We start from the raw sequence: 26,962 nt of genomic DNA on the forward strand, positions 1-26,962 counted from the left end.
GGTTCTTACCAGCTCGATTTGTGCACACCGGGCAGTTCTCCGCGGTGGGCCATCTCGCGCACACGCACACGGGAGAGGCCGAACTTCCGGAGGTGACCGCGCGGACGACCGTCCGCGGCGTCCCGATTGCGCAATCGTACCGGACTGGCATCGCGGGGCAGCCGCTGCAGGGCCGCCTGCGCGGCAGCGCGCTCGGCGTCGGCGGTCGCGGGGTTGCGGATGAGTTCCTTGAGCTCGGCGCGCCGCGCGGCGTAGCGGGCGACGATCTCCTTGCGCTGCTCGTTGCGGGCGATCTTGGACTTCTTGGCCATCTCAGCGCTCCTCGCGGAACTCGACGTGCTTGCGCACCACGGGGTCGTACTTCTTGAGCACCATGCGATCCGGATCGTTGCGCCGGTTCTTGCGGGTGACGTAGGTGTAGCCGGTGCCCGCGGTGGACTTCAGCTTGATGACCGGCCTGATGTCGGTGGACTTGGATGCCATGGGGACTCCTAGATCGTCTCGCCGCGGGCGCGCAGGCGGGCCACGACCGCCTCGATCCCGTCGCGGTCGATGGTCTTGATGCCCTTGGCGGAGACGGTCAGCGTGATGCGGCGGCCTTCGCTGGGCAGGTAGTAGGTCTTGCGCTGGATGTTCGGGTCCCAGCGGCGATTGGTCCGCTTGTGCGAGTGCGACACGGACTTGCCGAAGCCGGGTTTGCGCCCGGTGACCTGGCAGTGGGCCGACATGCGGGCTCCCTCCGGTGGTGATCACCCCGATGGATGATGACAATCGTTTTCGACAATGACTGTCGGACACTGTACCGTTGCTCGACGGCAAATGAAAATCGTTATCGAAAGGGGTTCCGGTGGTGGTAGTGCCCGATCCCGTCCCGCCCGTGACCGACCGGCGGACGCCCGTGGTGCTGGTCGCCGGCCTGCCCGGACCCGCCGCGGCGGGCGTCGACCACGTCGCGGCGGCGCTGCTCGGCGACGGCACCGTCGTGGTCCGCCACGAGCTGAGCGAGCTGCGCGAAGGCATCGTGCGCCGCACGGTGCGCACCGCGACCCACGCCTCCAGCGCTGTGCTGGAACTGGCGCACGGCTGCGTCTCCTGCACGCTGCGCGCCGATCTGCTGCCGCTGCTGTGCACGCTGGCCGCGCGGGATTCGGTGCGCCGCATCGTGCTCGCGCTGGATCCCGCCTTCGAGGCCGAGGCGATCTGTCAGGCCATCGAGGACGTGGTGGTCTCCGGTGTGGTGGGTCGCGTCGACGGCCCGGCCGGGCGCGACGTGCGCGTCGAGGCCGTGGTGACCTGCGTGGACGGCCAGGAGTGGCTCACCGACGCGACCGGTGAGGACACGCTGGCCGAACGCGGCCTGGCCACCGCCGACGACGACCGCACGGTCGCGCAGGTGGCCGTCGGTCAGGTCGACTTCGCCGACGCCCTGGTGGTCGCCACCCCCGCCGACCCGCTGGAGCGCGAACGGCTCGGCGCGGTGCTGAGCCGTCTGGCGCCGGAGGCGCCGGTCGGCTGGTTCGACGACTTCACCGCGCTGGGGGCTGCCAAAGCCGAGTCCCTGCTCGCGCGCATCCCCGCGCACGCGCGCCGCGGCCGCATCTTCGACGCGCACGCGCCGCTGCTGCGCGGCCAGCCGCCGCTCGGGTCCGAGTGCGGCGTCACGCTTTTCGAGTTCGCGGCGAGCAGGCCGTTCCACCCCGCGCGCCTGCACGACGCCCTGGACGTGCTGTTCGAGGGTGTGATCACCGCGCGCGGGCGCCTGTGGCTGGCCACCCAGCCCGACGAGGTGGTGTGGCTGGAGTCGGCGGGCGGCGGGCTGCGCGTGGGCTCGGCGGGGCGCTGGCTGGCCGCGATGGACGCCGAGGAGATCGAGGCGGCCGATCCGGATCGGCGCGCGCTGGCCGCGCTGCGCTGGGACGACACCTTCGGCGACCGCGACATCTCGCTGGTGATCCTGGCCCACGACGCCGACCCCGGCGAGATCCGCCGCGCCCTGCACTGGGCGCTGGTGGAGGACGACGAGCTGCGGCTGGTGGAGCGCGCGCCCGAGCGTGTCGCGCTGTGGGAGGACCCGTTCGGCGAGTGGCACGCCGACCCGTGCGAGGACGCGCCCGACCTGTTCGACGAGGTCGCGCCGCCGAATCATCAGAGAGGAGAAGGAAAGTGAAGGCAGGGATCCACCCGGACTACCGCCCGGTGGTGTTCGAGGACTCGAGCACCGGCAAGCGGTTCCTCACCCGGTCCACCGCGACCGGTGACCGGACCGTGGAGTGGGAGGACGGCAACACCTACCCGCTGCTGGTCGTGGACGTGACGTCCGATTCGCACCCGTTCTGGACCGGCGCGAACCGCCTGCTGGACACCCAGGGGCGCGTGGAGAAGTTCGAGCGCAAGTACGGCAGGCGCGTGCGCGCCGGGAAGGAGTCCTGAGATGGCGGTGCCCAAGCGCAGGATGTCGCGGTCCAACACCCGCAGTCGCCGGTCGCAGTGGAAGGCGCAGGCCCCGGACCTGGTGCCGGTCACCGTGGGCGGTGTGGTGCACAAGGTGCCGCGCCGTTTGGTGCAGGCCGTGCGCCGCGGCCTGATCGATCTGGACCGTCTCTGAATCGCGGACGGGCGGAGCGACTCACGGGCCGGCGGGTACACCCGCCGGCCCGTCGTCGTGTCCAGCCCTCCTGCCCGGCCGGTGCGGCCAGCGCGGCGGCGAGCTTGACGTACTCGTTGTTCGCCGGCTCGGCGATGGTCTCGATCTTCAGCTCGGCACCTCGTCGTGCTTCGCGGTGAGCCCCGCCGGCGCCGACGGCGGGGCGGCCAGGATCTCCGACAGCGACTTGTCCTCATGGGTCTTGTCGAGTACCACGTTGACTGCCGTGCGATCGTCCTTCGAGACGAAATTTGATGGGTGCCGCCGGGCGGACGAGGCCCGGCTCGCCTCCTACCGGGCGACGACAACTGCGCCGGTTCGTCGCGGGCGCCGAACGCGCGCAACGATCCTCGGGGCGTCGGGCGGGTCGGGGCAACCGACTGGCAATCGGTGTGTCGGGCGTCACATGCGAGGATGTGGTTATGATCGCGCGCCCCCGATTTGCCGTACTGTGAAATACATACTGAGAGTTGGTTTTTAAGCCGATTAAAAGTCTTCGTGCACTGATGATTTCGCGCGAGCGTGCCGGTACCCTCATCTGCGAGGGCGGGTTCCCCGGGTTTCCGGTGGAACCCGCTCATCGCCATTTCTCGGGCCTCTCGCCGAAATGTTTTCTGCCGGAACGTTATCGTGCCGACAGCCCCGGCCGGAATTCCAGCACGCGCGTGTCAATTCTCCGAGTTTCGCCCATTCGGCGCCGACGCCGCCTCGGCCCGGCCCGGCAGGTCCGGCAGCAGCGCCTCCAACCGCGCCAGCTGCGCCCCGATCAGCTCGGCGGGCCCCTCCACGAGCGACAGCGGCCACGGCCACCGCCTGCCCTCCAGGCGCCCGACCTCGGCCGCCAGCTCGGCCGCCGTGGCCTCCAGTTCGCTGATCTCCGTGCGCAGTTCGGCCACCTCCGCGCGCAGGGCCTCGGTATCGCCCTCCAGCTCGCCGATCCGGCGCAGCGCCGCCGCCAAACCCTCCACCAGGGTCAGGTGCCGCCCTTCGGCGTCGGTGCCCAGCTGCGGCCAGCCCGCCAGTCCGGGGCCGCGCAGCTGGACCTGGATATCGCGCAGCACCGCGTCCTGCTCCGGCGTCATGTCCGGTTCCTCTCCTCGGAAGTTCTCACCGGCCGAAATCCGCTGTCCCGGCCACGTTCACAGCGCAGCAAGGCGCCTGCTGAATATTGCGCCGCGCCTGGCGTGTTTCGCCCGCCGAGCGTCGGTCCGCCGAGCGAGCGTTGTGCCGCGGGCGTCGGTCCGCCGGGCGGGGTGTTCCGCCCGCTGTCGGTCGGTCGCGGTGTTCCGGGTGCCAGGCGCGGTCTGCCGAGTGGAGCATTCCGCTCGCCCGGCATCGGTCTGGCGGGCAGCGCCCGCCCCTGTGTCCGGCGAACGGCTCACCGGCCGGACACCGCCGCAGTAGCGCACATTCGCGCGTTCGAGCACGGTGGCGGCGTCGGCGAGGTGGGCATCCGCGGTACGGCGCCGAATCGGCCGTACCGCGCCCTGAAACGCATGGGCCCCAGTCCAATCCGCCGGAATCTCGATCAGCGGGTGAACTGCGGCTGACGGTCGCGCGCCGGGAAGGGCGCCGACTGCCGCGGGGGCTCGGGTTGCCGCGCGGGCGCGGCGACCGGGTCGGTCGCGGTGCGCCGGTCCGGCGCGACGAGCACCGCGGTGATCGGCACCGAGAGCGAGAGCGTGCCCACCACGAACATCGGCACCAAGAACGAGAAGAGGTCGTCACCCTCCGGGGTGGCGGCGCGCGGGTCCAGCACCATCTCCACACCGGCCATCCGCACGAAATGCGTTCCGGCGACGGCGAGGCCGAACAGCGCCGCGGCGCCCACCACCGTGAGCGCGGAACGCCTGCCCAGCGCGAACCACAGTGTGGCCACGGCGATCCCGATCGCCAGCAGGGTGGCGGCCAGGATCGCGAACACGTTGGTCTCCAGCTCGCCGCGGATCCGCACCGCGCTCATCCCCAGGGCCATGGCCAGACTCGACCCGACGCCGATCAGCACGCCGCTGCCCACCAGCCGCAGCAGCGCGGGGGCGCGGCCCGCCGTCACCAATCCGGCGAACACCGACACCACGGCCAGCACGGCCGCGGCGGTGAGCCGGGTGACGTCGTAGCGGATCAGCGTGTCGCCGGAGGGTTCGACGCCGAGCATCGAGACGAAGACCGCCAGCCAGGTGCCGATGCCGCCGATCGACACCGCGGCCGAGGCCAGCCACACCATCCGGAACTTTGCCGTCACCGACTTGGTGGACTGGCGCACGCAGATCAAGCCCATCAGGGCACCCGCCATCGACACCAGGATCGACAGGCCGAGCACCCAATAGCCCATGGAGAAGTAGATCAACTGCGAACCCTCACACCTGCCCGACCGGCTGGGCACCCTGCTCGGCCGCCAGCCGCTGGATCGCGTATTCCGTGACGGCGGCCAGAGACTGGCGCACCTCCATGGCGTTGCGCGCGTCGATGTCCACGATCGGCACGCCAGGGCGCACCGACAGCGCCTCGCGCAGCTCGGCCACCGGGAACCGGGGCGCGTCGGGGAATCGGTTGACCGCCACCAGGAACGGCAACCCCCGCGCCTCGAAGAAGTCCACCGCCGCGAAGCTGTCCTCGATGCGCCGGGTGTCCACCAGCACCACCGCGCCGATGGCGCCGCGGATCAGGTCGTCCCACATGAACCAGAAGCGGCGCTGGCCCGGCGTGCCGAACAGGTACAGCGTCAGGTTGCCCGGCAGCACGATCCGGCCGAAATCCATGGCGACCGTGGTGGTCTCCTTGCCCGGCGTGGCGGCCAGGTCGTCGATGCCGTCGGAGAAACCGGTCACCATCGCCTCGGTGCGCAGCGGGACGATCTCCGACACCGCGCCGACGAAGGTGGTCTTGCCCGCGCCGAACCCCCCGGCGACGACGATCTTGGTCGAGGCGGTCCGGTTGTCCTGCGGTGCGCCTGGGGCCTGCGGCGCCGGATGCATCGCGGGCGCCGAACCGTACGGCTGGGGGTTATAGGGCGCGGAGTCCACGCAGAGTCCTCTCCATCAGGGACCGGCGCTCGTCGTAGGTCGCCTGGTCGCTCAGGGTCGAATGCACACGCAGCGTCCCGGCGACGACGAGATCGCCGATCACGACCCGGACCAGGCCGAGCGGCCGCTGTAGCTGAGCCGAGATCTCGGCGACCGACAAGCGCGCGGTCGCGAGCCGCACGATATCGGTACGGATATCGCCGACCGGCCAATCGAAATGGGCAGTGTAGGAGATGGTCTCGATGACCGCCTCCAGGGGTAGGTCGACCGCGGGCTCGGTACGCCCCGAGGTCAGGGCGTACGGTCGAACACGCGTGGGTGGAGTGACCGGCCCCCCGCCGGCTGGGTTGGACATGGCACGCTCTAGACAGCGGTGCGGGCGGTGGCTTGGACCACCGAACCGACCCGGTCGACCAGCAGCGCCATCTCGTATCCGATGCGGCCGATGTCGTGCGTCTTGTTCGCGAGCACGGCCAGGTGCGAGCCGTTGCCGACCGTCATCACCAGCAGGTAGCCGCGCTGCATGTCGACGATCGATTGCATCACCTTGCCGCCGTTGAACAGCTGGGCCGCGCCCGCCGACAGGCTCGCCAGACCCGCGGTGACGGCGGCCAGCTGTTCGGCGCGATCGCCGGGCAGGTGCGGGCTGGTGGCCTGCAGCAGGCCGTCGGCCGACACGAGCACGGCGTGCGTGACACCCGGGACGTCCCGGGTGAAACGGGTGACCAGCCAGTTCAGGTTCTCGTCCGTCGTAGTGCCTGGTTTCTCGGTCATGCAAGCCCTCCGTCGTTGTACTGGGCGTCGGCCCGCCCGCTGCGGACCCCGCTGAGATGCCTGGTCAAGCTGTTGCGGATCTCGTCAGGATTCCGCTGGTTGGATTCGGTGGCCGGGGCGAGCCCGCCGGGGACCAGCTGGGCGCCGGGCTGGCGGATCGGCAGACCGCCGGACGTGCGTCCGGAGGTGGCCGGGTTGCTGGCCTCCGCGGCGGCGGCCCAGCCCACGTCGGCGGGGGAGGTCCAGGTGCCTTCGCTGTGCTCCGCGGCGGCGGTGGCGGGTTCGACCAGCCACTCCGACACCATGCGCTGGTAGATCGGCGTCGGCGATTCGCCGTTGACCGGTCGCAGCCCGGTGACCGTCGGCTGCGCGGCCGTCGCGGTGGGCGCCGCGGGGGCGGGAGCGGGCGGTTCGGGGATCGCGTAGGTCTCGGTCTCGGCCCACACGTCCACCTTCGCCTCTTCTTGCGCCGGGGCGGGCAGGGCGAGCGGTTCGGCTTGGGAGGCAGCGCCGTTGCCGGTGCGATTGCGCAGCGGCCGCATACCGCCGCGGCCGGGATCGGTGGTCTCCACGTCGAGGATGGCGGGTTCGCGCTCGGCCGGGCCCGCCACCCGGATGGCCGGGCGGCGCTGCGGCAGGCCGCTGGCGCTGGTCTCGAACGACGAGGTGTGCTCGGGCAGCGCCAGACTCGGCACCGGTACCAGCATCCGCGGCGGCGCGATCGTCGGCTCGGCGGGCAGCTCGTGCGGCGGCTGCGGCGCGGTGAGCTGCGGCGTCTTGTCCGACACCGGCACCGGCGAGACCAGCGTGCCCGGCAGGTGCACGCTCGCCGTGATGCCGGGCTGCTGCGCCATCGCCGAGGTGCGGCGCAGGTTGACGGTGATGTTGTGGCGCTTGGCGAGGCGGCCGACCACGAAAAGACCCATGCGGCGGGCGGTCTCGACGGTGACCTCACCACCGGAGGCGAGGTGCTCGTTGACGGTCTGCAGGTCCTCGGCCGACATGCCAAGGCCGCGGTCGATGATCTCGATCAGGTAGCCGCCGTCCACCGCGCGCGCCACCGACACCGCGACCGGGGTGGTGGGCGGCGAGTAGCGCAGCGCGTTGTCGATGAGCTCGGCGAGCAGGTGCTCGACGTCGACGGCGGGCTCACCCGGCACGATGCCGTCGGGCGCGGTGCCGATCTCGACGCGCTGGTAGTCCTCGACCTGGGAGACCGCGCTCCACAGCATGTCCGACAGCGGCACCGGCGGCAGGTGGCCGCGGCGCAGCGCGGTGCCGGCGAGCACCAGCAGGTTGTCGCCGTTGCGGCGCATGCGGGTGGCGAGGTGGTCCAGGCGGAACAGGCTCTGCAGGCGCTCGGAGTTGTCCTCGTCGTGCTCGAGTTCCTCGATGAGGGTGAGCTGCTGCTCCACGAGGGACTGGCTGCGCCGCGACAGGGTCTCGAACATGCTGCCGATCTGAAGGCGCAGACGGGCCTGCTCACCGGCGAGATGCAGCGCGGCGTCGTGGATGTCGTCGACGGCGCGGGCCAGCTGGCCGATCTCCTCGGTGGTGTGCACGTCGACGCGGGTGGCCTCGGGGGTGGCGCCGCCCGAGCGCACCACTTCGAGCTCGTTGGGGAGGTCGACGTGGGCGACCTGGAGGGCGCCGTGGCGCAGGCGGCGGATCGGCACGACGAGCGAGCGGGCGACCGCCAGCGCCAGCGCGAGACCGGCGAGCAGGGTGGTCACCACGATCGCGATATCGCGCAACACCACGCCGCGCACTTCGGCGGTTCGCGCGGCCAGCCGTTCGTCGATGGTGTCGACCAGGCTCAGCGTGGTCTGGTCGTAGGCGGTGGCGCTGGTGCGCAGCGAATCCGCGACGGGCTGGCTGCTGGCGGGCTCGCCGAGGTTCTGGCTGAACGCGCCGAGGCGCACGTTCACCGAGTCGATCAGCACGCTGGCGTTGAGCGCGGAACTCGGTTGCAGCTGGGCGAACTGGGCGAGCAACACGAGTTCGCCACCGGCGGTGGTGAGTACCGTGGGGCGCACCGCGGGGTTGCGGTCGGCGCCGGGCGAACCGATCAGCAGGTACTGCTGGGTGTGCAGCCGCCGCGCGTTGGTGGTCACACCGAGCTGCAGGAAGTACCGCTGGATGGTGATCTCCTCCAGCGAGGTCGAGCGCGCGATGGCGTTGCCGATGCGGGCGGCGACCTCGTCGGCCTGCTGGCCGATGGCGACGGGGGAACTGTTGCGTAGGCCGTTGCGCATGGCGCGGCCCGCGGTGAGCGCGGCGTCGAGTTCGTTGGTGACCTCGGTGGAGGCGCCGGTGGAGCGCAGCGCCGTCTGCAGATCGGCCGCGGCCTGGTCGAAACGGCCCGCGATGCGGTCGATCTCGGCGTCGCCCGCGGTCTCCTGGTTATCCCAGACGGTGGCCGTGGTGACCGCGAGTTGTTCGGTGGCCGAGGCGAATCCGAGCATCGGCCGGATGATCCTGGCCTGGTCGGTCGCGGCGTCCAGGTCGGCGATGGTGTTGAGCTCGTCGTTGATGCGCAAGACGGCGAACGTCGAGGCCAGCACCACCGGCAGCAGTAGTACGATCCCGACCTTGCGGGTGACGGACCAGTTCGACAGCCTGAATTGCCGGGAACGCGGTGCTGCTTCCATCCGCTTCCGTCGCCTCCACTCCGCGCGGGTTCCCCGGATGGTTAGTGGCTGTTCGCGAAAAGTATGGGACCAACCCGCTGAGAACCAACTCGAGGTCTTGTTTTTACCGCAGGGAACATACCCCGCCGCGTGGGTTCCGGCAATCCGGACTGTCCCGTTCGACAATTCCCTAATATGGCCACGCAGAACAAGATTCGGTCGAAATCTCAACCAACCCAGCGACCGGAAACCGCGAGCGCCGATGAAAGTCGCTGGTCATCGGTGGTGCTTCGGCGTGTCGTCGGCCGGACGGCGACGTGGCGTGTCGCACGCCCCTCTCAGTCGGCTCTCAGTCGGTGCGGTCAGACTGTTGTCATGCGCATTCTGGTAGTCGACGACGATCGCGCCGTCCGGGAATCGCTGCGCCGGTCGCTGACCTTCAACGGCTACTCCGTCGATCTCGCCGTGGACGGTGTGGACGCCCTGGAGAAAGCCGCCGCGCAGCGCCCCGACGCGCTGGTGCTGGATGTGATGATGCCGCGCCTGGACGGCCTCGAGGTTTGCCGGCGGTTGCGCAGCACCGGTGACGATCTTCCGATTCTGGTTTTGACGGCGCGGGATTCGGTTTCCGAAAGAGTTGCCGGGCTCGACGCCGGTGCCGACGATTATCTGCCGAAACCATTCGCGCTCGAAGAATTGCTGGCGCGGCTGCGCGCCCTGCTGCGCCGCCGGGCCCCCGACCAGGGCGACACGTCGGAGGCCATGCGGTTCGCCGATCTGTCGCTGGACCCGGTCACCCGCGAGGTGGCCCGCGACGGCCGCTCGATCAGCCTGACCCGCACCGAGTTCTCGCTGCTCGAGATGCTGATGGCCAACCCGCGCCGCGTGCTCACCCGCAGCCGCATCCTCGAAGAGGTCTGGGGCTACGACTTTCCCACCTCCGGCAACGCGCTCGAGGTCTACATCGGCTACCTGCGCCGCAAGACCGAGGCCGAGGGCGAGCCGCGTCTCATCCACACCGTGCGCGGCGTCGGCTACGTGCTGCGCGAGACTCCGCCGTAGGCGCCGGTGATGGCACGAGGTTCCACCCGCCCGCACAAGATCGCCCCGGTCGGCAGGCCCGATCCGGCCGAGATGCGCCCGCCCATGCCGCTCACCCGGTCGGTGTCGCTGCGCTGGCGCGTCACCCTGCTCGCGGCGTCGGTGGTGGCGATCGCGGTGGCGCTCACCTCGATCGCCGCGTACGCGATGGTGGCGCGCGCGCTCTACGCCGACGTCGACGCGCAGTTGCGGGCGCGCGCGTCGACGATGATCAACAACAATTTCGAGAGCATGGGCTTCCAGTCGATCATCCTGGCCGGCCTGTTCTCCAACGACGTGGGCGTCGCGCTGATATTCGCCGACCACAAGCCCTACATCCCGCCGCAGCACACCGATCCGCCGCTGGGGGAGGAGGAGCTCGCCGTCGCCGACGGCACGCTGCCCTCCTCGCTGCGCACCGTGCGCAACCAGCGGGTGCTGGCGGTGCGCACGAACTCCGGTGCCACGCTGGTCATCTCGCAGCGCCTGGAACCCACCAGGGAAGTGCTCGACCGGCTGGCCTGGCTGCTGTTCGTGGTCGGCGGCTGCGGCGTGGTGCTGGCCGCGGCGGCGGGCACGGCGGTCGGGCGCACCGGGCTGCGGCCCATCGCCCGGCTCACCGCCGCCACCGAACGCGTCGCCCGCACCGACGACCTCACCCCGATCCCGGTCACCGGCGACGACGAACTCGCCAGGCTCACCGAGAGTTTCAACACCATGCTGCGGGCGCTGGCCGAATCACGCGACCGGCAGCGCCGTCTCGTCGCCGACGCGGGCCACGAACTGCGCACGCCGCTCACCTCGCTGCGCACCAATATGGAACTGCTCATCGCCTCCGGCAGGCCCGGCGCGCCGCGCATCCCCGAGGAGGACATGGCCGAGCTGCGCGCCGACGTGGTGGCCCAGATCGAGGAGCTGTCGACCCTGGTCGGCGATCTGGTCGACCTGGCCCGCGAGGACGCGCCGGAGACCGTGTACGACCGGATCGATCTCGGCGAGGTCACCGAGCGCGCGCTGGAGCGGGCGCGGCGGCGGCGCGGTTCCGTCGAGTTCGTCGCCGAGCTGCGCCCGTGGTTCGTCTACGGGCACGAGGCCGGGCTGGAACGGGCGGTGCTCAACGTCCTGGACAACGCGGCCAAATGGAGTTCGCCCGGCACCACGGTGCGGGTCACCATGCGCGAGGCCGGGCGCGGACTGCTGGAACTGGCCGTCGACGACGCCGGGCCCGGTATTCCGGCCGCGGAGCGGGAGCTGGTGTTCGAGCGGTTCTACCGCACCACCGCCTCGCGCTCCATGCCCGGATCGGGGCTGGGCCTGGCGATCGTCAAGCAGGTCGTGACCAAACACGGCGGCACCATCAGCATCGATACCTCGGAGCGCGGCGGCGCCCTGATCCGTATCGTGTTACCCGGTGAGGGCGACGGTGCGTCCGCCGCTCAGCTCTCGGAAAACTGATAGCACGGTCTCAGTCGGCTCTAAGCCGTCGTCGGCACGCTGGTCGGCAGACGTGAGGAGAACACCCATGACCGAGGATTTCCAGGAACGCCGCGGGGAACACTCGGCGCCCGGCCATCCGCCGACCGAGCGGATCCCGGCCGATCAGTCCGCGTGGCACCCACAGCAGCCCGCGGAGTACGGCGCGCCGGGCTACCCGCCGCCCGCCTACGCCGCTCCCGCCTTTGCCACGGCCCCCGCCGCACCGCCCGCGCGTAAACCGGTGCGCACCGGTCTCGTCGCGGGCGCGGTTGCGCTGGCGCTGGTGAGCGGCGGTGTGGGCGGCGCGGTCGGTGCGCTGGTCGCCGGGAACGATTCCGGTGGCGCGCCCGTCACCAATGCGCTCGATGCCCCGCGCCCCGGGGTGAATACGGTGGCCAACGCGCCCGCGGGCTCCACCCAGGCGGTGGCGCAGAAGGTGCTGCCCAGCGTCGTGATGATCAAGGTCGCCAGCAACCGCGCCGAGGGCGAGGGCTCGGGCGTGGTGCTCTCCTCCGACGGACTCATCCTCACCAATAACCACGTCGCGGCCGGCGGCGGCGCGAACGCCAGGATGGAAGTGGTGTTCTCCGACGGGAGCAGCGCGACCGCCACCATGGTCGGCGCGGACCCCGTCTCGGACCTCGCGGTGATCAAGGTCGAGGGCAAGACCGGGCTCACCCCCATCGAACTGGGCACCTCGCAGAACCTCCAGGTGGGTCAGCCGGTGGTGGCCATCGGCTCGCCGCTCGGCCTGGCCGGCACCGTCACCACCGGCATCGTGTCGGCGCTCAACCGTCCGGTGTCGACCAGCGGCCAGGGCAGCCAGAACCCCACCACGCAGCCCGTGATCGACGCCATCCAGACCGACGCCGCCATCAACCCCGGCAACTCCGGCGGCGCGCTGGTGGACGGCGAGGGCAAGCTGATCGGCATCAACACCGCCATCGCCACGCTGGGCGCCTCCGAGCTGAGCGGCCAGCAGAGCGGTTCCATCGGCCTCGGGTTCGCGATTCCCGTCGACCAGGCCAGGCGGGTCGCCGACGAGATCATCAAGACCGGCAGCGCCACCTACGCGCAGATCGGCATCAAGGTGCGGCCCCAGGCGGGCGCCGCGCTGGTGCTCGAGGCCGTACCCGACGGACCGGCCGCCCGCGCGGGCATCCCGGCGGGCGCCGTCATCACCAGGCTCGACGACCGTCCCATCGATTCCGGCGAGGCACTCATCGCCGCCGTCCGTTCACGTCAACCGGGAGACAAGGTGCAGATCACCTATACCGACGAACAAGGCAACAATCCGAAGACCGTCGAGGTGACGCTCACCGGCGCGCCCGCGGACGGGGGCCGCTGATGCGACTGTCCGAAGCCGGATTCACCGCTGCCGCCGCCGGACTCCTCGGCGCAGGCGCTACGGTGAGCACCATGGAAATCGATGCTCCTGTGGCAGGGCGAGCACTGGTGGTTGTCGTCGACGATCGGACCGCGCACGGAGGGGTGGACTCGCTGGGCCCGCTGGTCACCGAACTGCTGACCGAGGCGGGTTTCCTGGTGGACGCGTCGGTGTCGGTCCAGGCCGACGAGGTGGAGATCCGCAACGCGCTCAACACCGCGGTCATCGGCGGTGTCGATCTGGTCATCTCGGTCGGCGGCACCGGCATGTCCCCGCGCGATGTGACGCCGGAGGCGACCTCGCAGGTGCTCGACCGTGAACTGCCCGGCATCAGCGAGGCGCTGCGCTCCTCGGGCCGGGTCGCCGGATCGCTGGACGCCGGCCTCTCGCGCGGGCTGGCGGGCATCTCCGGCAGCACCCTCGTGGTGAACCTGCCCGGAACCCGCGCCGCCGTCCGCGACGGGATGGCAACTCTGTCGCCGCTGGCCAGCAAGGTCATCGGCGAACTGTCCGGGTTGGCGGACTGATCGCCACCCCCGGCGAAACTCCCGACGTCCCTCGCGAGGCAACGCGCCGCGCGAGGGACGTCGCGCGTTTGGCGCGCATCTTCGGCGACACGCTGCCCGACACGACCGCCGACGAGCGCGACACCGATCCGCGCGAGAACGGCTCGGGTGACGACTGGCTGCGGTCGCAGGTGCCGCCCCATCACGGATGACCAGTTACTACTGATTCAGTCCGTAGATGACTCGGGAGAAGCGGTGATCTTCCCATTAGCTGGGCGATGAGCCGCGATGTCGGCACGGTCGAATACTGTGCTGGCGCGTAGCGCTCGCTTGGCATTCTTGCGCCGTGAACCGCTCGATTCGACGGTTTCAGATGCGTTCGCCGCCGGTTTATGCACGTCAAGCGATATCAACATCTGTTTTCATGTGATTTACATCACGTTGAACTTTATATTTCTTTGCGTTGCCGAGTCGTTACCCACCGTTTAATCTTCGCCACGAGCCACCCACACCACACGGTCCCTTCGGGCTCGGAAGCGGCACGTACGACGCCGATCCGGCGGAGCCTGGCTCGGCTCCGGGGCCGGCTCACGCTTTGCGCCGAAATAACAACGGGTTACACGTTGGCAACAAACAGGCGACAAACTGAGCTGGGCCTGAGAGGACCACCCGTCCAGCCTCGACGGTCGAGGTTGACTGTTTGAACCTGATGAGGGGAAGTATGAGCGAGAACCGCACCAACGGTTTGCGTCGCGGAGCCCGCGCCGCGGGCGTCGGCGCCGCCGCGGCCGTTGCCATGGGCCTGCTGTCCACCGGCGCCGCCAACGCCGATACCTTCGTGCCGTTGCCGGACGGCGAGAAGATCGGCCCTGGCGTCACCATCACGCGCACCGGGGAGAGCGCTCTCATTTCGCCATCGATGGCCGCCAACGGCGCCGGACGAGTCGTCTGGGTGTCCGGCAAAGCCACCGCCGACGTCACCGTCACCCCCGAGGGCGAGGTGGGTCCCTACAACGGCCCGTCCGGCGCTCCCGGCAGCAACAACTCCTCGACGCACGGTGCTTCGCAGATCAACACCGGCTACATCGTCGGCTGCCAGGTCAGCATCGGTGACGACGCGATCAGCCTGGGCATCTCCGGCGTCATCGATCTCAGCAGCGGTGGCCTCGGCGGCTCGGTCGGCCTGAGCCTGGGCCCGGGTGAGGTCAAGTTCGTGCAGATCAGCGCGAAGGACATCCTCAAGCCCGGCGTCTACTCGATCGAGTACCAGGACGCCGAGATCGAGATCCAGGGTTGCGCGGGTTACGCCCAGGCGCGGGCGTACACCGTCGTCGAGATCATCGGCGACCACTACTCGAAGACCTCCCTCTACGGGGCGCCGTTCAGCATCGGCTGACGTCTGTCGAATCCACCGAACATTCTTCTCGCTGAAGCGAATCAACCCTCGAGGGGTATCAACCAATGAGCATTCGTAAGACCGTGGCGCGGCTCGCCGGTGCCGGCGCCGCCGCGACCATCGCGATGGGCCTGTTCTCCGCCGGCGCCGCCAATGCCGACACCTTCGTGCCGCTGCCCGGCGGCGAAATCACCAAGACGCTGAGCGATGGCACCGTGGTGACCATCCGCATGGTCGGCGAGTCCGCCACCATCAGCCCGTCCATGGGCTCGACCCCGGTCCACCGCAACGCGTGGGTCTCGGGTTCGGCGCAGGTCGAGCTGTCCGGCACCGGCGGCGACGTCGGCGGCGCCATCTTCCCCGGCTACGTCGTGGGCTGCCAGGTCAACATCGCAGGCGGCGGCGTCGACGGCGGTGTCGAGGGCTCGCTCGACTGGAGCGGTGAGACCGTCACCGGCGGCGCTGGTGCCAGCAGCGGCGGCAACCTGTCGCTCGGCCCCGGCCAGGCCACCTCGTTCTACGTCCTCGACCTGGAGCAGGCCGACGATTACGGCAGCGAGTCGCACAAGAAGCGCAACAAGTTCAAGGGCAGCAGCGGCTCGGTCACCTGGGCCGACTCCACCATCGGCCTGTCCGGCTGCGGTGGCTACGCCCAGGCGCGCTCCTTCGTGAGCGTCGAGGTCGAGACCGACAACGTCATCAGCTGGGTCACCCTGTGGGGCCAGCCCTTCAGCCTCGGCTGATGATCGCGGGCTAGCCGCCCGGAGATGATGTGGGAACGGGCCCGTCGCGCGAGCGGCGGGCCCGTTGTCTATCTTCCTATAGTTTCGAACTTCGGGTTAGGCGTACCTCCGCCTTCGCTCCGGCCATGCGCGAGGTTTTCGGATGGGCTCCGCCCAGCTGCGCCCGATATGCTTGTAGCGGTCGTTCGGAGGGGACAACCCGGACGAACCGAAGGGAGCGGGCCGTCGAACCTCTGCTCGCGGCCCGCTCCCGCTCTCGGATCAGAACTCGTGCTTGCCGCCGCCGCTCTCGCGGCCCTCGGCGAGCAGATCGCGGATCTGGATCAGGATTTCGGTGTCGCTCAACGGTTCTTCCGGCTCGCCGCCGAACCGCTTCTTCAACCGCGTCGCGGGCACCACCAGCACGAAATACAGGATCGCCGCGATGAGCACGAAATTGAGGATCGCCGTGATGATCGGGCCGATCTCCACGAAGGTCGCGGGCTTGTCGGCAACCAGGTAGAAACCGAGGCCGATCTCGTCGCTACCGCCGAACACGGCCAGCAGTGGATTGATGATGCCGTTGCTGAACGCGGTGACGATCGCGACGAACGCGGTACCGATGACGACCGCTACCGCCAGGTCGACGACGTTTCCGCGGAGTAGAAAATCCTTGAATCCCTTGAGCATTGCCGATCTCTCCTCTTCCCGTGGAGCTGCGGTCACACTCGGCCGAATAATGGCGCCGGGTATCGAGAGATGCTAGTTGACCTTGGTGGTTATTGTCCGGCGAACATATTCGGCGTCGAGGAATTCGGGTGGGCGCGCGTATGTCCGCTCGGTGAACTGAGCGTGGGCGGGTGGTTGGTCAGCCGCTGGTGCCGAGGGGCGGTTCGCTCGGGCCGGCGCCGAAGCGATTCGCCGCCGCGTGCGTTTGTGGCGGGTGTCGATGCCGACGGGATGCCGTTCCCGTTCGCGCGGCGCGGGCGCCGCTCCGCTCCTTCATCGCGGAGGTTGTCGGCGAAGATCGATGCCGGTCGGGCCGGGGGCGGTGTCAGGGTCGCGTAGTCGTCGATGATCGATGAGTGGGCCGGTGCCGGGCTGGGCCGGTTCGCTGGAAACGCACGTGGCTGACGGCGGACCTGTGCAGGGGAGACCGTAGCCTCTCGCGCGCACGATCGACTCGGCGTTCAGGAGGGTTCCCCCGGTGCGCCGAGGTTCGTGCCCGGGCGTGCCGAGCTCAGTCGTTACGAGGAATGCGTAAGGCGTTGATCCACAGCCGGTTCGCCGTGTCGATCAGGGCGTCGAGCGGGGCGGGTTCGGCACCGTCGTAGCCGGTGACGAAATGGGTGTAGGCGAGGCGGCTGACCATCCCCGACAGGGCGCGTGAGGCGAGCATCGGATCGAGTTCGGCGTCGGCGAGCCCGCGTTCCTGCAGGTTCTCGATGCTACGCGCGTTGCGCAGGACGAATGCCTCGGCGCGCCGCCTGCGCAATGCGGCGAATTCAGGGTCGATCGTGGCGACCTGTTCGAGCAACCCCATCAATTTTGCGTTGCGCTGATAGGCGAGGAAATAGGCGCGGTTGCTGGCGGCGATGATCTGCGCCGGGTCCGCGTCCTCGGCCACCCGGGGCATGCCCGGGTGCATCATGTCCTCCTGCGCGACCTCCAGCACCGCGGCGAAGATCTCCTCCTTGCTCGCGAAATAGGTGTAGAAGGTGCCCGCGGAACACTTCGCCGCCTTGGTGATATCGCTGAGCCGCGTGTCGAGATACCCGCGCTTCTCGAAGACCTTCCGCGCCGCGGCCACCAGCGCCGCCCGCGTCCGCAGCCCCCGCTGCGTGCTGGGCAACTCCCGCAACAAGGACGACCGCGCCATCGACGGCGGCGCCTCCTCCTCTTCGACCTGCGGCCCACGAGTCTCCATGCAGCATTTATACGCGAGCGCATCGACAGGGTTCCCGACTCCGACCGTCGAACCGGTGCCGCCGATCAGTCCGGCTGCACCGGAAGCGGGTGGGATCCGACGGGCGGGCGATGCCGGCGATGATGCGTAGTGCGCCCCTCCTCCGCGAGCCGGGCGCTGAACGACACCGAACCGCCTCCTCGCCGACTACCACCCCCGGTTGACCACATGGGTCGATCGATGTCAGCCGGGCCTGGTCGCGAAGCCCGATCACGGACAGGGATGCGAGATAGTGCGGCCGTGCCGGACGGCCGGTCGCTCGTGCCGGATCATCCGGCACGAGCGACCGGCCGCGTCACGCGACGGCGGTTCCCTCGAGTTCCACCATCTGGCCCGGAATCGCCAGGCGTGTCACCCCGAGCATCGTGGTGGTGGGCGCCACTCCGGCGGCGCCCAGCCGCGCCGCCAGCACGCCGTAGTGCTGGAAGAGCAGGTCGACGTCGGTCGTGTAGACGTTGAGCCGGACGAGATCGGCGACCGACATGCCCGCCTCCCGGAGCACAGCCTCCACGTTGTCGATGCTCAGCGCCAGTTGCGCCGACATATCGCCCTCGTGCTCGGGCTTGCCTTCGCTGTTCATCGCGGTCTGTCCCGAGATGTAGAGGGTCCGGGTCTGCCCGGAGACGACCTCGCCTTGGTTGAACCCCAGCTCCACCGACCAGGTGACCGGATTGACCGCCGTGCGTTCGATGCCCACATCAACTCCATTCGCTCGAGTACGTCCGTCGATCGGGTCGTCGACGTCGTGCCGATGAGCTTGCCGACAAATCACGACACCCTGTGTCGTGTATTCGATAGGGTTCTCGTATGCGCGCCGACCGCCTGGTCTCCCTGGTGCTGCTGCTGCGTCAGCGGGGCCGGCTGACGGCGGAGGTCCTGGCCCGCGAGCTGGAGGTGTCCACCCGCACCGTGCTGCGCGATATCGAGGCGTTGTCCGCGGCGGGCGTCCCGGTCTACGCCGAGCGCGGCAGGCACGGCGGTTTCGCGCTGCTGCCCGGCTTCCGCACCGAGCTGACGGGGCTGAATCACGACGAGGCCCTCGCACTGCTGACCGCCGGTTCGGGGCAGGTGTTCGGTCTCGGCTCGGCACTCGCCTCGGCCATGCGCAAGGTGGTCGACGCGCTGCCCGAAAGTCAGCGCGCCGCCGCCGGTGATGTGGCCCGGCGATTCCTCGTGGAGCCGGAGACCGACCTGCTCGCCCGCCGCCTGCCCGCCGAGGACGTGCCCGGCGACGCGATGGCGGTGGTCCGCCGCGCCGTGGTGGCCGGCCGGAAGCTGCGCATCCACTACACGGCCGTGGACCAGGCGCCGCGCTGGCGCACGGTGGACCCGATCGGCCTGGTCACCGTCCGCGACCAGGGCTACCTGCTGGCCACCAGATCCGGTGCGGATCGCACCTACCGCCTGTCCCGCATCTGCGCCGCCGAAGAACTCCCGGAGCCTGCCCGGCGCCCGGATCGCGTCGACCTGAACCAGATCTGGCGCGAACGCGCCACCCGCTTCCGCACCGGCGGCGACCAGCTCACCGCCCAGCTCCTGCTGAACCCGACCAGACGCGACGAACTTCTCACCACCGTCCTCGCCGTCCTCTCCGAGACCCTGGACCCGACCGGCCGCCTACGTCTCGAAGTCATCTTCCAGGACGCCCGCCACGCCGAATGGGCGCTGTGGCAACTCGGCCCCGACGCCGAAGTTCGTGCCCCGCAAACCCTCCGGGCGGCCTTGCGCGCTCGCGCACTCGAAATCGCCGACCTGTACGAGGTCCGCTGACAGCCCGACCGGGAAGTCACCGGACCGAGCCCTACACACAACCCGTCCGAGGGCGCCGCGAATCGACCGCGGATGGCCGGCCCGGATCCGCCACGGCCGCCTCGACCGGCGATCGGTTCCGTCCGTGGTAGAAGACGCGTCGCGCCGACGGCGGATCACGCAGTGACATCGCGGCAGGTCACGCACGGTACCTGCCGTAGCTGGCGCAGGCGATGTATGGCGGATCGCGTCCGGCAGTGTCGGCGTATCGCAGCCGGACGTGGCTGCCGGGGATGCTGCGCTCGAGTTCGTCGGCGGTGCCCTCGGCGACGATATGGCCCCGGTCGAAGACCGCGATCTTGCGGCCAGCTGATCGGCTTCCTCGAGGTACCGGGTGATGAGGAAGATGGTCACGCCGTCGGCGGTGAGCACCCGGACGATTTCCCGCATGGTCCGGCGGCCGCGCGGATCGAGCCCGGTGGTCGGTTCGTCGAGGAAACACCTGGTTGCGCGGATTTCCCCAGGGCTGAGCGACGCCAGATCCGCCTGTCGCTCCCGCGCACTTCCCCGCCTGGGAGAAGCGAACTCACCTGCGCGTACGCTCCGATGGGCACCCGCAGGCAGAGTAAGGACTCCTGCCGTTCACGGCGCATTCACCTTTGGACGGTACTCAAGGCCAGGAGCGCTCCGCTCGCCCAAGTACTGCTGATGAGGGATTATTGATGAGGGCACGTCACGCCAAGGCAACTACTGGCATGTGGTCAACCGCGGTCGCGGTGCCACTGGCCACCGCGGTCACCTCGGTCGGCGTCGCATCCGCGACTCCGCCCGATTCGATCACAACCCCTGACCAGATCGCGTACACGGCTCCAGCGGCCGCCCAGCCCATCGCGATCGCCGATGCCGTGACGAGCCCGCAGATCGCAACCACCGTGCTACCTCCGGCCGCCACCGACGCAGCGGCCGCCATTGCCCAGTCGATGGATGTGGCGCCGGTGGCAGCCGCGGCCGCACCGGCCGCCGCCGCACCGGTCAGCGAGCAGGATCAGCAGGTTCCGGCCTACCAGGACGGCGGGCGCGCGGCGATCGATAACGCGGCCGCGATCGGCGCCGGCGTCGGCACGGCAGTCGGTGCGATCGGCGGCGGTGTCGCGGGCATGGCCGCGGGAGCGGCACTAGGCGGCCTCATCGGGCTTTCGCCTGCCTTGACCGTGGTCGGCGCTCCCACTGTCGTCGCGACCGTCCCGGCGGGCGTCATCATCGGCGGCGGTATCGGCTTGGTCGTCGGCGGCGCCGCCGGAGCTACCGCGGGCGCCACGGCTGGCGCCGCCGCCGGTGCAGGTATCGGGGCCGCTGTCGGCTGGGCCTTTCCCTCGAGCGTGCCCCGCGTGCTCTGACCTGCACACTGCGGAATCAAAGGGTTCGGGCGCACCATAACTATGGTGCGCCCGAACCCTTTGCGCGTGCGAGCCCAGCCGATCCGCCGAAGCTGAGGACACTCACGGAATCACGGAGCACTCGGAAGGGTCGGTCCCGGCCCGGCTCTCGCCGGCAACCGACCCCCGCGCGACTTCGAGTCGGTTGCCGCCGCTCTCGACCAGGCCGTGCGGGCGAGTGTGGGCAGCTCAGTAGGGGACGCTCCTGAAAAACGAAACACCGCCCGGCCTTTGCGCTGGTCGGGCGGTGCTTCGTGAAGTGGACCTTGGGGGACCTTACTACAACCCTGAAACCACAGGTAGAAGCCTTGAAATGCAGCTAGAGGCCCTTGAAACCCTGATCCAGAAGCTACCCGACCCGACAACGCCGGCCCAGCCACCCGTCAAGCGACCCAAACCCCGGCGGGCACGGCAACTCGACACCGAAGAAGTCGCGGAGCTGATCACCGGCTACCAGGCCGGAGCCACCGTGTACCAACTGGCCGACCGATTCGATATCGAACGACGCACGGTCAGCAACATCCTCCACCGACACAAGGTCCCGATGCGCCGCCGCGGCCTGTCCCCCGACCAAGTCGACACCGCCATCCATCTCTACAAGCTCGGCTGGTCGCTCGCCCGGGTCGGCAACCATCTCGACGTCAACCCCACCACGGTCCTGGCCGCACTGCGTAGACGCGGAATACCCACACGAGATCCGCACGAGCGGGCACGCGCATAGCCCAGGTCGCCACGATCACCCGAGACAGGCGTCCTGCCGACGCGAACCGCGTTCCCTAGCAATGGCCCGCAAACCGTCCGAGAACGCAGCGGGTCGAGCTCCGCCCCCACTCATCCCCGGGGCGCGACGAACGCGCCGACGTACGGCGCGGAGCCAACCCCCAGGCCAAACTCGATCCACCGTGATCCACCATTTGCAGATCGCGCCTCTCCCGACTGCGTCGTGCACACGAACACGCCCGGCCAGGAATGGATCATGCCTACTCCTGTCGGCCGCCGAATCGCCGGGCCAAGTCCAGAATTTCATCAACAGTCCACTGGGTAGTAGGCGTACGAGCCGTACTTCCTGGCGACCACGGTGCCGTCGGTGGCGATTAGGAAGTCGCGGTAGGCCGAGGTGATCCCCGCGGCCCAGGGACCACTGACAGTGCGCTGATTGATCATGCCGCGCGCAGCGGCCCGCCCACGCTTTGGGATTGGCGTTTGATCGGAATCTCGACCCAGCAACCCGCCGACGCCGAGGAACTGGTACCGGACACGCTCCTGCGTGCCTACCGGGCGATCGACCGATTCGACGGCCGGTATCCCCGGGCCTGGCTGCTGACGATCATGCGGCGGGCGGAGCTGAACAGGCATCGCCGCCGCCAGCCCCACCTGCTCGACGACCCGGATGCCGACCTGGATCGGCTCATCTCCACCGGATTCCCCAGTTCGGCGAAGGAGGTGGTGATCGGGGCGGCCTTCGACAGCGTGGTCGACTCGGCGCTGACCGCTCTGCCGGATAGACACCGCCAGGTGGTGCAGCTCGTCGATATCACGGCCTCAGTTACGCCGAGGCCGCCCGGCTGCTGGACGTCCCGCAGGGCACGGTCCTGAGCAGACTGCACCGGGCCCGCAAACGGATTCGCCATCAGCTGATCGTCGCGGGTCTCGCGCCGAAACTGAATCCCCCCGGCGATTCCGGTGGTCTTCCCCCGACTCCGCGGAACCCGGGGTACATGGGCTTGGGTGAGGTCGTTTCGCCGATAGGGTTTGTGACGAGACTGTGACAGAACGGCCCGCGGTTGGCCGAGGGGGTGTGTGGTGTGCAGGTTCGCGTGACAATTGCCTCAGGTGACGGGTTGAGCGAAGGATTGGAAGGAGGCCGATGCGGGTCTTGGTGACGGGTGCGGCAGGGTTCATCGGGTCGCATGTCTGTGAGGCGGTCGTGGGGGCAGGTCATGAGGTGGTCGCGGTGGATGTGATGCTCGCGGCGGCGCACGGGGTGGGGGTGGAGCCGCCGGAGGGGGTGGGCTACGTCGATGTGCGTGATCCCGACGGTCTGGATCCGTGGCTGCGGGGTGTTGATGTGGTGTGTCATCAGGCCGCGGTGGTGGGTGCGGGGGTGAGCGCGCAGGATGCACCGGCCTTCGCCAGCCACAATGATCTCGGTACCGCAGTACTGCTGGCGGCAATGGACCGGGCGGGTTGTCGTCGGCTGGTGCTGGCCTCGTCGATGGTGGTCTACGGGGAGGGGGGCTATCGCGATGAAGCGGGTGAGCCGGTCGTGGTGGGGCGTCGCCGCCGCGAGGACCTAGAGCGTGGATTCTTCGATCATCGTGGTTCTGACGGGGGTGTGTTGTCGTGGGAGTTGGTTGATGAGGAAGCGCCGTTGCGGGCCGCGGAGCCTGTATGCGGCCAGCAAGATGGCGCAGGAGCACTACGCGGCGGCGTGGGCGGCAGCGACCGGGGCGGCGGCTACCGCGCTGCGCTACCACAACGTGTATGGCGATCGGATGCCGCGGGACACCCCATATTCCGGTGTCGCGGCGATCTTCCGGTCGGCGTTGGAGCGGGGGGAGTCGCCGAGAGTGTTCGAAGACGGCAGGCAAATGCGTGATTTCGTGCATGTCCGGGACGTGGCGGCGGCCAATGTCGCGGCCGTAGAGGCGTCGCTGGCCGGATTCGTGCCGGTGAACATCGCCTCGGGGGCGCCGATCACCATCGGGGAGGTGGCGGCGGTTCTCGCCGATGCCTGCGGCGGCAAGCCCCCGGTGGTGACGGGTGAGTTCCGTGCCGGGGATGTGCGGCACATCGTGGCCAGCGCGGAAAGGGCCCGTGAGGAGTTGGGTTTCACCGCTGCGATCGATCCGCGGGTGGGGCTGGCCGAGTTCGCGTCGGCGCCGTTGCGTGCAGCGCTGCCCGGTCCCCTCGAATGGCGCTGAGCCGTGTCGATCACCTCGGGCGGTGTCGGGGGTCGTCGGGTTGTCCGTTGTGCAGAGGGAGCCGGACTTCGAATCGGCAGCCGTGCGGGTGGTTTTCGGCGGTGATGGTGCCGTGGTGGGCGGTGACGAGCCCGGAGGCGATTGCCAGTCCCATGCCGCTGCTGCTGCCCAGATCGGGAGCGTGGGGGGAGCGGGCGGCGCTGCCGCGGTAGGCGATGTCGAAGATGTGTGGTAGGTCGCTGTCGGCGATGCCGGGGCCGGTGTCGTCGACGCGGGCCCAGGCGTGGCGGTCGTCGACGCCGGTGGACAGGTCGATACGTCCACCGGCGGGGGTGTGCTGGACGGCGTTGGCGATCAGGTTTGTCAGCACCCGGCCCAGGGCGCGGTCGCTGCCGGCCACGGTGACGGGGTGTTCGGGCTGCTCGGCGTGGAGAGCGATGTGGGCTCGGTCGGCGGCGGGTCGGGTGGAGGCGAGCACTTCGTCGATCAGCTCACGCAGATCGATCGGTTCCAGGACCAGTCGCAGGGCGCCGGCATTGATTTTCGACATCTCGAACAGGTCGTCGACCATGGCCGAGAGCCGGTGGGTTTCGGTGACGATCTGGTTCGCGTAGCGGGCGACGTCGGCGGGGGTGTAGACCACGCCGTCGGTCAGCGCCTCGCTCATGGCGCGGATACCGGCCAACGGGGTGCGCAGATCATGGCTGACCCAGGCGACCAGTTCGCGGCGGGAGCGTTCGGCGGCGCGTTCCTGCTCGCGCATCTGCTCCTGCCACACCATAGTGCGGGCTTGCGCTCGTCCGAGCAGTACGGCGGCGGGCACGGTGACGGCGGTGACCACGCCGAGGACGACGGCGGTGCGGGCCAGTTCGTCGGTGAACATCAGTCCGCTCACCGCGACCACCCCGCTGAGGGCAGCCAGAATTGGGGTCAGGACCAGCAACACCGTGCTCAGGGTGATCGTGCGGTTGCGGGTCCGGCGCAACAGGAAGGAGCCGGCGAGCACCACCGGCAGGGCGCCGGCCACCGTGTAACCGATCAGGCCGGGCAGATCAGTGGGCATGGTCGTCCTCCTCGGTGGGGGTACGGTGCCAGGCGTAGCCGCGGCCCCAGATGGTGTCGATGCGGTGGGCGTCGCCGAGTTTGGCGCGTAGTCGTTTGACATGCACGGTGACGGTGGACAGGTCGCCGAAGTCCCAGCCCCACACCTGGGCGAGCAACTCTTGACGGGAGAACACCCGCCGCTGGTTGGCGAGCAGAAAGGCGAGCAGGTCGAATTCGCGGGCGGTGAGGTCGACCGCAGTTCCTGCTACCGTTACGGTGCGCGGGTCGTGATGCAGCTGGATCGAACCGCTGCACAGTATCTGCTGGTCCCGCCGGATACCGGGTCGCGTGCGGCGCAGCACCGAAGCGACGCGTAGGGCGAGTTCGCGGGGGCTGAACGGTTTGGTGACGTAATCGTCGGCCCCTACCTGCAGGCCGAGTACCCGGTCGTCCTCCTCGCCGAGCGCGGTCAGCAGGATGACCGGCACCTCATGGCGCGGTCCGGCCCGCAGCCTCCGGCACAGGTCGATACCATCGGGCGGCGGCATCATCACATCCAGAACCGCCAGGTCGATGTCGTCCCGGGTCAAGACCGCAGCGGTGGTGGGGCCGTCGCTGGTCTCGATGACATCGAACCCGTCGTGTTCGAGGTAGCGGCGCACGACCTCGCGGACGAGCGGATCGTCATCGGCAACAAGTATGCGCACGGCCGGTCACCAACTCGTGAGGATGAGGTGGGACACCAGCAGCGTGCCCGCGGCTTGCAGACTCAGCCACGCCCGGACGGCCCGCGATGGGAGCAGCGCGGTGGCGGCGAGCAGCCAGACCTCGAACGGTAGCCAGATCCGCTCGGTCTCGGCCTTGCTGAGACCGCTGGCATCAGCGAGCAGGATCGCCGCGGCGGCGGCCACCGCGAGCAACGCGGCGGGATCGACGGCAGCTCGCCACCGCCGCAGCCGGGTTGGACCGGAGAGCGCACCCAGGTGCAGGGCGGGAACTACGCGGGTCAGACCTGCGGCCGTGGCCAGGCCGGTGGCGCACACGGTCGCGGCGAGGTTGGCCCATACCCAGTACCCGTAGGGCCGGGTGTCGGCGATGCCTTGGTAGTAGCGTTGCACTACCAGCTGATAGCCGTCGTACCACCAGAACCCGGCCACGGTGAACACCGCCACGACCGCCAGCGCACCGGCTGCGAGCATCACCGCGGGCCGCAGCCCGCGGGCTGCCAGCACCGCCGCGGCCGGAACCGCCATCAAGATCAGCCCGTAGTTGAGGTAGACGGCGAATCCGAACAACAGTCCAGACACCACCGCGGCGACACGCCAGTGCTTCTCGAGGCGAGTGGCGACCGCGAGCAGGGCCAGCGCCCACGCCGCGACGCCGGCGAACAGGGCATCCGCCGAGACCGCCAGCCAGATCGCGGCCGGGGCAAGCACCAGAAAGGGCACGGCCGCCCGCGCCCGCTGCTCGGAGCCGAGTGCCCGGATTGCGACCGACACCGCCGCCGCAGCGCTGCACCCGGCCAGCACACACACCCACGCCGCCCATGCTCCGCCGCCGAGCCCGACCCGTTCGAGCAGCACGAACACCAGCAGCGCGCCGGGTGGATGCCCGGACACGTGCGTGGTCCACGAATCCGGCTGGAAATCGAGGATACGGCCGGAGAACTCGCGCAGCATCGCCCCGATGTCGGCGACACCGCCGACCTCCCACAGATACTCGTGGCGGGTGGTGAGCCGTCCGGCGAAGCCCCGCTCCCAACCGTCGACCATGGCCAGTGCGAACGCCCACGCCACCGCGGCTGCCCACGCCGCCCACAGCAGTCGCGGCCACGCCAGCCGGGCCGCGACCACCGGGCCGTACCAGACGACCACTACGGCGATGAGCATGGCGGGGACGGTCCCCGCCCCCACGTGCGGTAGCCAGTGCCCGAACAGCGGGGCCGCGGGCCGCATACACCCGCCCCCGCCACGGTTCACCGATGATCACCGGCACCGCTACCGCGGCAGCGACCAGAATCGCTGCGGCCACCGCACCGTACAGGTCCCAGCGGGTCGCGGCGACGCGCCGCCGAAGCGTCAGAAGTTGGTTCGACACCCACCCAGCCTAGGCAGCCTCCAGGTGTGCCAGCCCCCATCGGAGCAGTTCACGTCATAGTTTCGTCACCGTTTCCGCACGCCTCATCCAGGGCACGCGGATCTAGCG

The 26,962-nt window shown here is 69.6% G+C and carries 30 protein-coding genes and 2 pseudogenes; 16 read left to right on the forward strand and 16 right to left on the reverse strand.

Annotation, left to right across the window (positions count from 1 at the left end):
• Nucleotides 1-5: 5 nt before the first annotated feature.
• The 3 genes from rpsN to rpmB are packed head-to-tail and all read right to left on the reverse strand — an operon-like array spanning nt 6 to nt 728.
• A complete protein-coding gene (rpsN, locus tag OHB21_RS12505; RefSeq protein ID WP_067510722.1) occupies nt 6-311 on the reverse strand; it encodes a 30S ribosomal protein S14 in 306 nt (101 codons plus the stop codon).
• A gap of 1 nt (nt 312) precedes the next feature.
• On the reverse strand, nt 313-483 hold the full coding sequence (gene rpmG / locus OHB21_RS12510; RefSeq protein ID WP_067510723.1) for a 50S ribosomal protein L33: 171 nt from the start codon (nt 481-483) through the stop codon (nt 313-315).
• A gap of 8 nt (nt 484-491) precedes the next feature.
• Nucleotides 492-728 (reverse strand): 50S ribosomal protein L28, encoded by a 237-nt coding sequence (gene rpmB, locus OHB21_RS12515; RefSeq protein ID WP_195142359.1) that lies wholly within the window; start codon nt 726-728, stop codon nt 492-494.
• 149 nt (nt 729-877) lie between these two features.
• Here rpmB and mrf point away from each other — a divergent pair, with 149 nt between their 5' ends.
• The 3 genes from mrf to rpmF are packed head-to-tail and all read left to right on the forward strand — an operon-like array spanning nt 878 to nt 2,605.
• Nucleotides 878-2,167: a ribosome hibernation factor-recruiting GTPase MRF gene (gene mrf / locus OHB21_RS12520; protein ID WP_324192244.1), complete on the forward strand. Its 1,290-nt coding sequence runs from the start codon at nt 878-880 to the stop codon at nt 2,165-2,167.
• Complete coding sequence (locus tag OHB21_RS12525) at nt 2,164-2,430, forward strand: type B 50S ribosomal protein L31 (protein WP_067510725.1); 267 nt, start codon at nt 2,164-2,166, stop codon at nt 2,428-2,430. The genes mrf and OHB21_RS12525 overlap by 4 nt, the downstream gene beginning before the upstream one ends.
• A gap of 1 nt (nt 2,431) precedes the next feature.
• Nucleotides 2,432-2,605 (forward strand): 50S ribosomal protein L32, encoded by a 174-nt coding sequence (gene rpmF, locus OHB21_RS12530; protein ID WP_067510726.1) that lies wholly within the window; start codon nt 2,432-2,434, stop codon nt 2,603-2,605.
• 707 nt (nt 2,606-3,312) lie between these two features.
• On the opposite strand, the gene OHB21_RS12535 is transcribed toward rpmF, so the two are convergent.
• From OHB21_RS12535 to OHB21_RS12560, 6 genes are all read right to left on the reverse strand, one after another.
• The gene (locus tag OHB21_RS12535) at nt 3,313-3,726 is read right to left on the reverse strand and encodes a hypothetical protein (protein ID WP_067510727.1); all 414 of its coding nucleotides are present in this window, start codon (nt 3,724-3,726) and stop codon (nt 3,313-3,315) included.
• Between the two features lie 446 nt (nt 3,727-4,172).
• Nucleotides 4,173-4,991, reverse strand: coding sequence for an MHYT domain-containing protein (locus OHB21_RS12540; protein WP_067510728.1), 819 nt, complete (start codon nt 4,989-4,991; stop codon nt 4,173-4,175).
• A gap of 10 nt (nt 4,992-5,001) precedes the next feature.
• Nucleotides 5,002-5,619, reverse strand: coding sequence for a GTP-binding protein (locus tag OHB21_RS12545; RefSeq protein ID WP_067510729.1), 618 nt, complete (start codon nt 5,617-5,619; stop codon nt 5,002-5,004).
• Between the two features lie 28 nt (nt 5,620-5,647).
• A complete protein-coding gene (locus OHB21_RS12550; RefSeq protein WP_067510730.1) occupies nt 5,648-6,022 on the reverse strand; it encodes a DUF742 domain-containing protein in 375 nt (124 codons plus the stop codon).
• 8 nt (nt 6,023-6,030) lie between these two features.
• Nucleotides 6,031-6,441: a roadblock/LC7 domain-containing protein gene (locus OHB21_RS12555; RefSeq protein ID WP_067510731.1), complete on the reverse strand. Its 411-nt coding sequence runs from the start codon at nt 6,439-6,441 to the stop codon at nt 6,031-6,033.
• Nucleotides 6,438-9,092 carry a sensor histidine kinase gene (locus OHB21_RS12560; protein ID WP_067510732.1) on the reverse strand — a complete coding sequence of 885 codons (2,655 nt, stop codon included), beginning with the start codon at nt 9,090-9,092 and terminating at the stop codon, nt 6,438-6,440. The genes OHB21_RS12555 and OHB21_RS12560 overlap by 4 nt, the downstream gene beginning before the upstream one ends.
• Nucleotides 9,093-9,446: 354 nt before the next feature.
• Between OHB21_RS12560 and OHB21_RS12565 the strand changes: the two genes are divergently transcribed.
• The 7 genes from OHB21_RS12565 (at nt 9,447) to OHB21_RS12595 (ending at nt 15,659) form a co-directional block, all read left to right on the forward strand.
• Entirely contained in the window at nt 9,447-10,133 is a 687-nt protein-coding gene (locus OHB21_RS12565) for a response regulator transcription factor (RefSeq protein ID WP_067510733.1), read from the forward strand.
• A 9-nt stretch (nt 10,134-10,142) separates the two neighbouring features.
• On the forward strand, nt 10,143-11,606 hold the full coding sequence (locus OHB21_RS12570; RefSeq protein ID WP_067510760.1) for a HAMP domain-containing sensor histidine kinase: 1,464 nt from the start codon (nt 10,143-10,145) through the stop codon (nt 11,604-11,606).
• A gap of 67 nt (nt 11,607-11,673) precedes the next feature.
• Nucleotides 11,674-12,975, forward strand: coding sequence for a S1C family serine protease (locus OHB21_RS12575; protein WP_084537807.1), 1,302 nt, complete (start codon nt 11,674-11,676; stop codon nt 12,973-12,975).
• Nucleotides 12,975-13,541 (forward strand): MogA/MoaB family molybdenum cofactor biosynthesis protein, encoded by a 567-nt coding sequence (locus tag OHB21_RS12580; protein WP_067510734.1) that lies wholly within the window; start codon nt 12,975-12,977, stop codon nt 13,539-13,541. The genes OHB21_RS12575 and OHB21_RS12580 overlap by 1 nt, the downstream gene beginning before the upstream one ends.
• A gap of 68 nt (nt 13,542-13,609) precedes the next feature.
• The gene (locus OHB21_RS37450) at nt 13,610-13,732 is read left to right on the forward strand and encodes a hypothetical protein (RefSeq protein WP_407675187.1); all 123 of its coding nucleotides are present in this window, start codon (nt 13,610-13,612) and stop codon (nt 13,730-13,732) included.
• Nucleotides 13,733-14,241: 509 nt separating this feature from the next.
• On the forward strand, nt 14,242-14,916 hold the full coding sequence (locus OHB21_RS12590; RefSeq protein ID WP_067510736.1) for an MspA family porin: 675 nt from the start codon (nt 14,242-14,244) through the stop codon (nt 14,914-14,916).
• Between the two features lie 65 nt (nt 14,917-14,981).
• The gene (locus OHB21_RS12595; protein WP_067510737.1) at nt 14,982-15,659 is read left to right on the forward strand and encodes an MspA family porin; all 678 of its coding nucleotides are present in this window, start codon (nt 14,982-14,984) and stop codon (nt 15,657-15,659) included.
• Nucleotides 15,660-15,920: 261 nt separating this feature from the next.
• Here OHB21_RS12595 and mscL read toward each other — a convergent pair whose 3' ends face one another.
• The 3 genes from mscL to OHB21_RS12610 form a co-directional block, all read right to left on the reverse strand.
• Nucleotides 15,921-16,328: a large conductance mechanosensitive channel protein MscL gene (mscL, locus tag OHB21_RS12600; RefSeq protein ID WP_067510738.1), complete on the reverse strand. Its 408-nt coding sequence runs from the start codon at nt 16,326-16,328 to the stop codon at nt 15,921-15,923.
• 550 nt (nt 16,329-16,878) lie between these two features.
• Nucleotides 16,879-17,565, reverse strand: coding sequence for a TetR/AcrR family transcriptional regulator (locus tag OHB21_RS12605; protein ID WP_067510739.1), 687 nt, complete (start codon nt 17,563-17,565; stop codon nt 16,879-16,881).
• Nucleotides 17,566-17,899: 334 nt separating this feature from the next.
• Complete coding sequence (locus tag OHB21_RS12610; protein WP_067510762.1) at nt 17,900-18,295, reverse strand: RidA family protein; 396 nt, start codon at nt 18,293-18,295, stop codon at nt 17,900-17,902.
• A 116-nt stretch (nt 18,296-18,411) separates the two neighbouring features.
• Here OHB21_RS12610 and OHB21_RS12615 point away from each other — a divergent pair, with 116 nt between their 5' ends.
• Entirely contained in the window at nt 18,412-19,374 is a 963-nt protein-coding gene (locus OHB21_RS12615; protein ID WP_195142358.1) for a helix-turn-helix transcriptional regulator, read from the forward strand.
• A gap of 229 nt (nt 19,375-19,603) precedes the next feature.
• Here the strand turns inward: OHB21_RS12615 and OHB21_RS12620 are convergent.
• Nucleotides 19,604-19,905: pseudogene (locus tag OHB21_RS12620) on the reverse strand (ABC transporter); the annotation flags it as partial.
• Between the two features lie 224 nt (nt 19,906-20,129).
• Between OHB21_RS12620 and OHB21_RS12625 the strand changes: the two are divergent.
• From OHB21_RS12625 to OHB21_RS12640, 5 genes and pseudogenes are all read left to right on the forward strand, one after another.
• Nucleotides 20,130-20,750 carry a hypothetical protein gene (locus OHB21_RS12625; protein ID WP_157115844.1) on the forward strand — a complete coding sequence of 207 codons (621 nt, stop codon included), beginning with the start codon at nt 20,130-20,132 and terminating at the stop codon, nt 20,748-20,750.
• Nucleotides 20,751-21,102: 352 nt separating this feature from the next.
• Nucleotides 21,103-21,510 (forward strand): hypothetical protein, encoded by a 408-nt coding sequence (locus OHB21_RS12630; RefSeq protein ID WP_195142356.1) that lies wholly within the window; start codon nt 21,103-21,105, stop codon nt 21,508-21,510.
• Nucleotides 21,511-21,992: 482 nt separating this feature from the next.
• Nucleotides 21,993-22,385: an RNA polymerase sigma factor gene (locus tag OHB21_RS12635; protein WP_228815557.1), complete on the forward strand. Its 393-nt coding sequence runs from the start codon at nt 21,993-21,995 to the stop codon at nt 22,383-22,385.
• Entirely contained in the window at nt 22,358-22,558 is a 201-nt protein-coding gene (locus OHB21_RS37455) for a hypothetical protein (protein WP_407675237.1), read from the forward strand. Before OHB21_RS12635 ends, OHB21_RS37455 begins: the two co-directional genes overlap by 28 nt.
• A gap of 98 nt (nt 22,559-22,656) precedes the next feature.
• Nucleotides 22,657-23,713, forward strand: a pseudogene (locus tag OHB21_RS12640) (NAD-dependent epimerase/dehydratase family protein).
• A 10-nt stretch (nt 23,714-23,723) separates the two neighbouring features.
• On the opposite strand, the gene OHB21_RS12645 reads toward OHB21_RS12640, so the two are convergent.
• The 3 genes from OHB21_RS12645 to OHB21_RS12655 are packed head-to-tail and all read right to left on the reverse strand — an operon-like array spanning nt 23,724 to nt 26,712.
• Complete coding sequence (locus OHB21_RS12645; protein WP_195142354.1) at nt 23,724-24,776, reverse strand: sensor histidine kinase; 1,053 nt, start codon at nt 24,774-24,776, stop codon at nt 23,724-23,726.
• Complete coding sequence (locus OHB21_RS12650; protein ID WP_195142353.1) at nt 24,766-25,464, reverse strand: response regulator transcription factor; 699 nt, start codon at nt 25,462-25,464, stop codon at nt 24,766-24,768. The genes OHB21_RS12645 and OHB21_RS12650 overlap by 11 nt, the downstream gene beginning before the upstream one ends.
• 6 nt (nt 25,465-25,470) lie before the next feature.
• Nucleotides 25,471-26,712 (reverse strand): hypothetical protein, encoded by a 1,242-nt coding sequence (locus OHB21_RS12655; RefSeq protein ID WP_228815555.1) that lies wholly within the window; start codon nt 26,710-26,712, stop codon nt 25,471-25,473.
• Between the last annotated feature and the right edge of the window lie 250 nt (nt 26,713-26,962).

It is taken from the genome of Nocardia puris, assembly GCF_036051655.1.
Taxonomy (GTDB): domain Bacteria; phylum Actinomycetota; class Actinomycetes; order Mycobacteriales; family Mycobacteriaceae; genus Nocardia; species Nocardia puris.

Coding starts and splice junctions, on each gene's coding strand:
- rpsN (WP_067510722.1), bottom strand. CDS start 311: ATGGCCAAGAAGTCCAAGATCGCCCGCAACGAGCAGCGCAAGGAGATC.
- rpmG (WP_067510723.1), bottom strand. CDS start 483: ATGGCATCCAAGTCCACCGACATCAGGCCGGTCATCAAGCTGAAGTCC.
- rpmB (WP_195142359.1), bottom strand. CDS start 728: ATGTCGGCCCACTGCCAGGTCACCGGGCGCAAACCCGGCTTCGGCAAG.
- rpmF (WP_067510726.1), top strand. CDS start 2,432: ATGGCGGTGCCCAAGCGCAGGATGTCGCGGTCCAACACCCGCAGTCGC.
- OHB21_RS12535 (WP_067510727.1), bottom strand. CDS start 3,726: ATGACGCCGGAGCAGGACGCGGTGCTGCGCGATATCCAGGTCCAGCTG.
- OHB21_RS12545 (WP_067510729.1), bottom strand. CDS start 5,619: ATGCATCCGGCGCCGCAGGCCCCAGGCGCACCGCAGGACAACCGGACC.
- OHB21_RS12550 (WP_067510730.1), bottom strand. CDS start 6,022: ATGTCCAACCCAGCCGGCGGGGGGCCGGTCACTCCACCCACGCGTGTT.
- OHB21_RS12555 (WP_067510731.1), bottom strand. CDS start 6,441: ATGACCGAGAAACCAGGCACTACGACGGACGAGAACCTGAACTGGCTG.
- OHB21_RS12560 (WP_067510732.1), bottom strand. CDS start 9,092: ATGGAAGCAGCACCGCGTTCCCGGCAATTCAGGCTGTCGAACTGGTCC.
- OHB21_RS12565 (WP_067510733.1), top strand. CDS start 9,447: ATGCGCATTCTGGTAGTCGACGACGATCGCGCCGTCCGGGAATCGCTG.
- OHB21_RS12570 (WP_067510760.1), top strand. CDS start 10,143: ATGGCACGAGGTTCCACCCGCCCGCACAAGATCGCCCCGGTCGGCAGG.
- OHB21_RS12575 (WP_084537807.1), top strand. CDS start 11,674: ATGACCGAGGATTTCCAGGAACGCCGCGGGGAACACTCGGCGCCCGGC.
- OHB21_RS12580 (WP_067510734.1), top strand. CDS start 12,975: ATGCGACTGTCCGAAGCCGGATTCACCGCTGCCGCCGCCGGACTCCTC.
- OHB21_RS12590 (WP_067510736.1), top strand. CDS start 14,242: ATGAGCGAGAACCGCACCAACGGTTTGCGTCGCGGAGCCCGCGCCGCG.
- OHB21_RS12595 (WP_067510737.1), top strand. CDS start 14,982: ATGAGCATTCGTAAGACCGTGGCGCGGCTCGCCGGTGCCGGCGCCGCC.
- mscL (WP_067510738.1), bottom strand. CDS start 16,328: ATGCTCAAGGGATTCAAGGATTTTCTACTCCGCGGAAACGTCGTCGAC.
- OHB21_RS12605 (WP_067510739.1), bottom strand. CDS start 17,565: ATGGAGACTCGTGGGCCGCAGGTCGAAGAGGAGGAGGCGCCGCCGTCG.
- OHB21_RS12615 (WP_195142358.1), top strand. CDS start 18,412: ATGCGCGCCGACCGCCTGGTCTCCCTGGTGCTGCTGCTGCGTCAGCGG.
- OHB21_RS12630 (WP_195142356.1), top strand. CDS start 21,103: ATGCAGCTAGAGGCCCTTGAAACCCTGATCCAGAAGCTACCCGACCCG.
- OHB21_RS12645 (WP_195142354.1), bottom strand. CDS start 24,776: ATGCCCACTGATCTGCCCGGCCTGATCGGTTACACGGTGGCCGGCGCC.
- OHB21_RS12655 (WP_228815555.1), bottom strand. CDS start 26,712: ATGCGGCCCGCGGCCCCGCTGTTCGGGCACTGGCTACCGCACGTGGGG.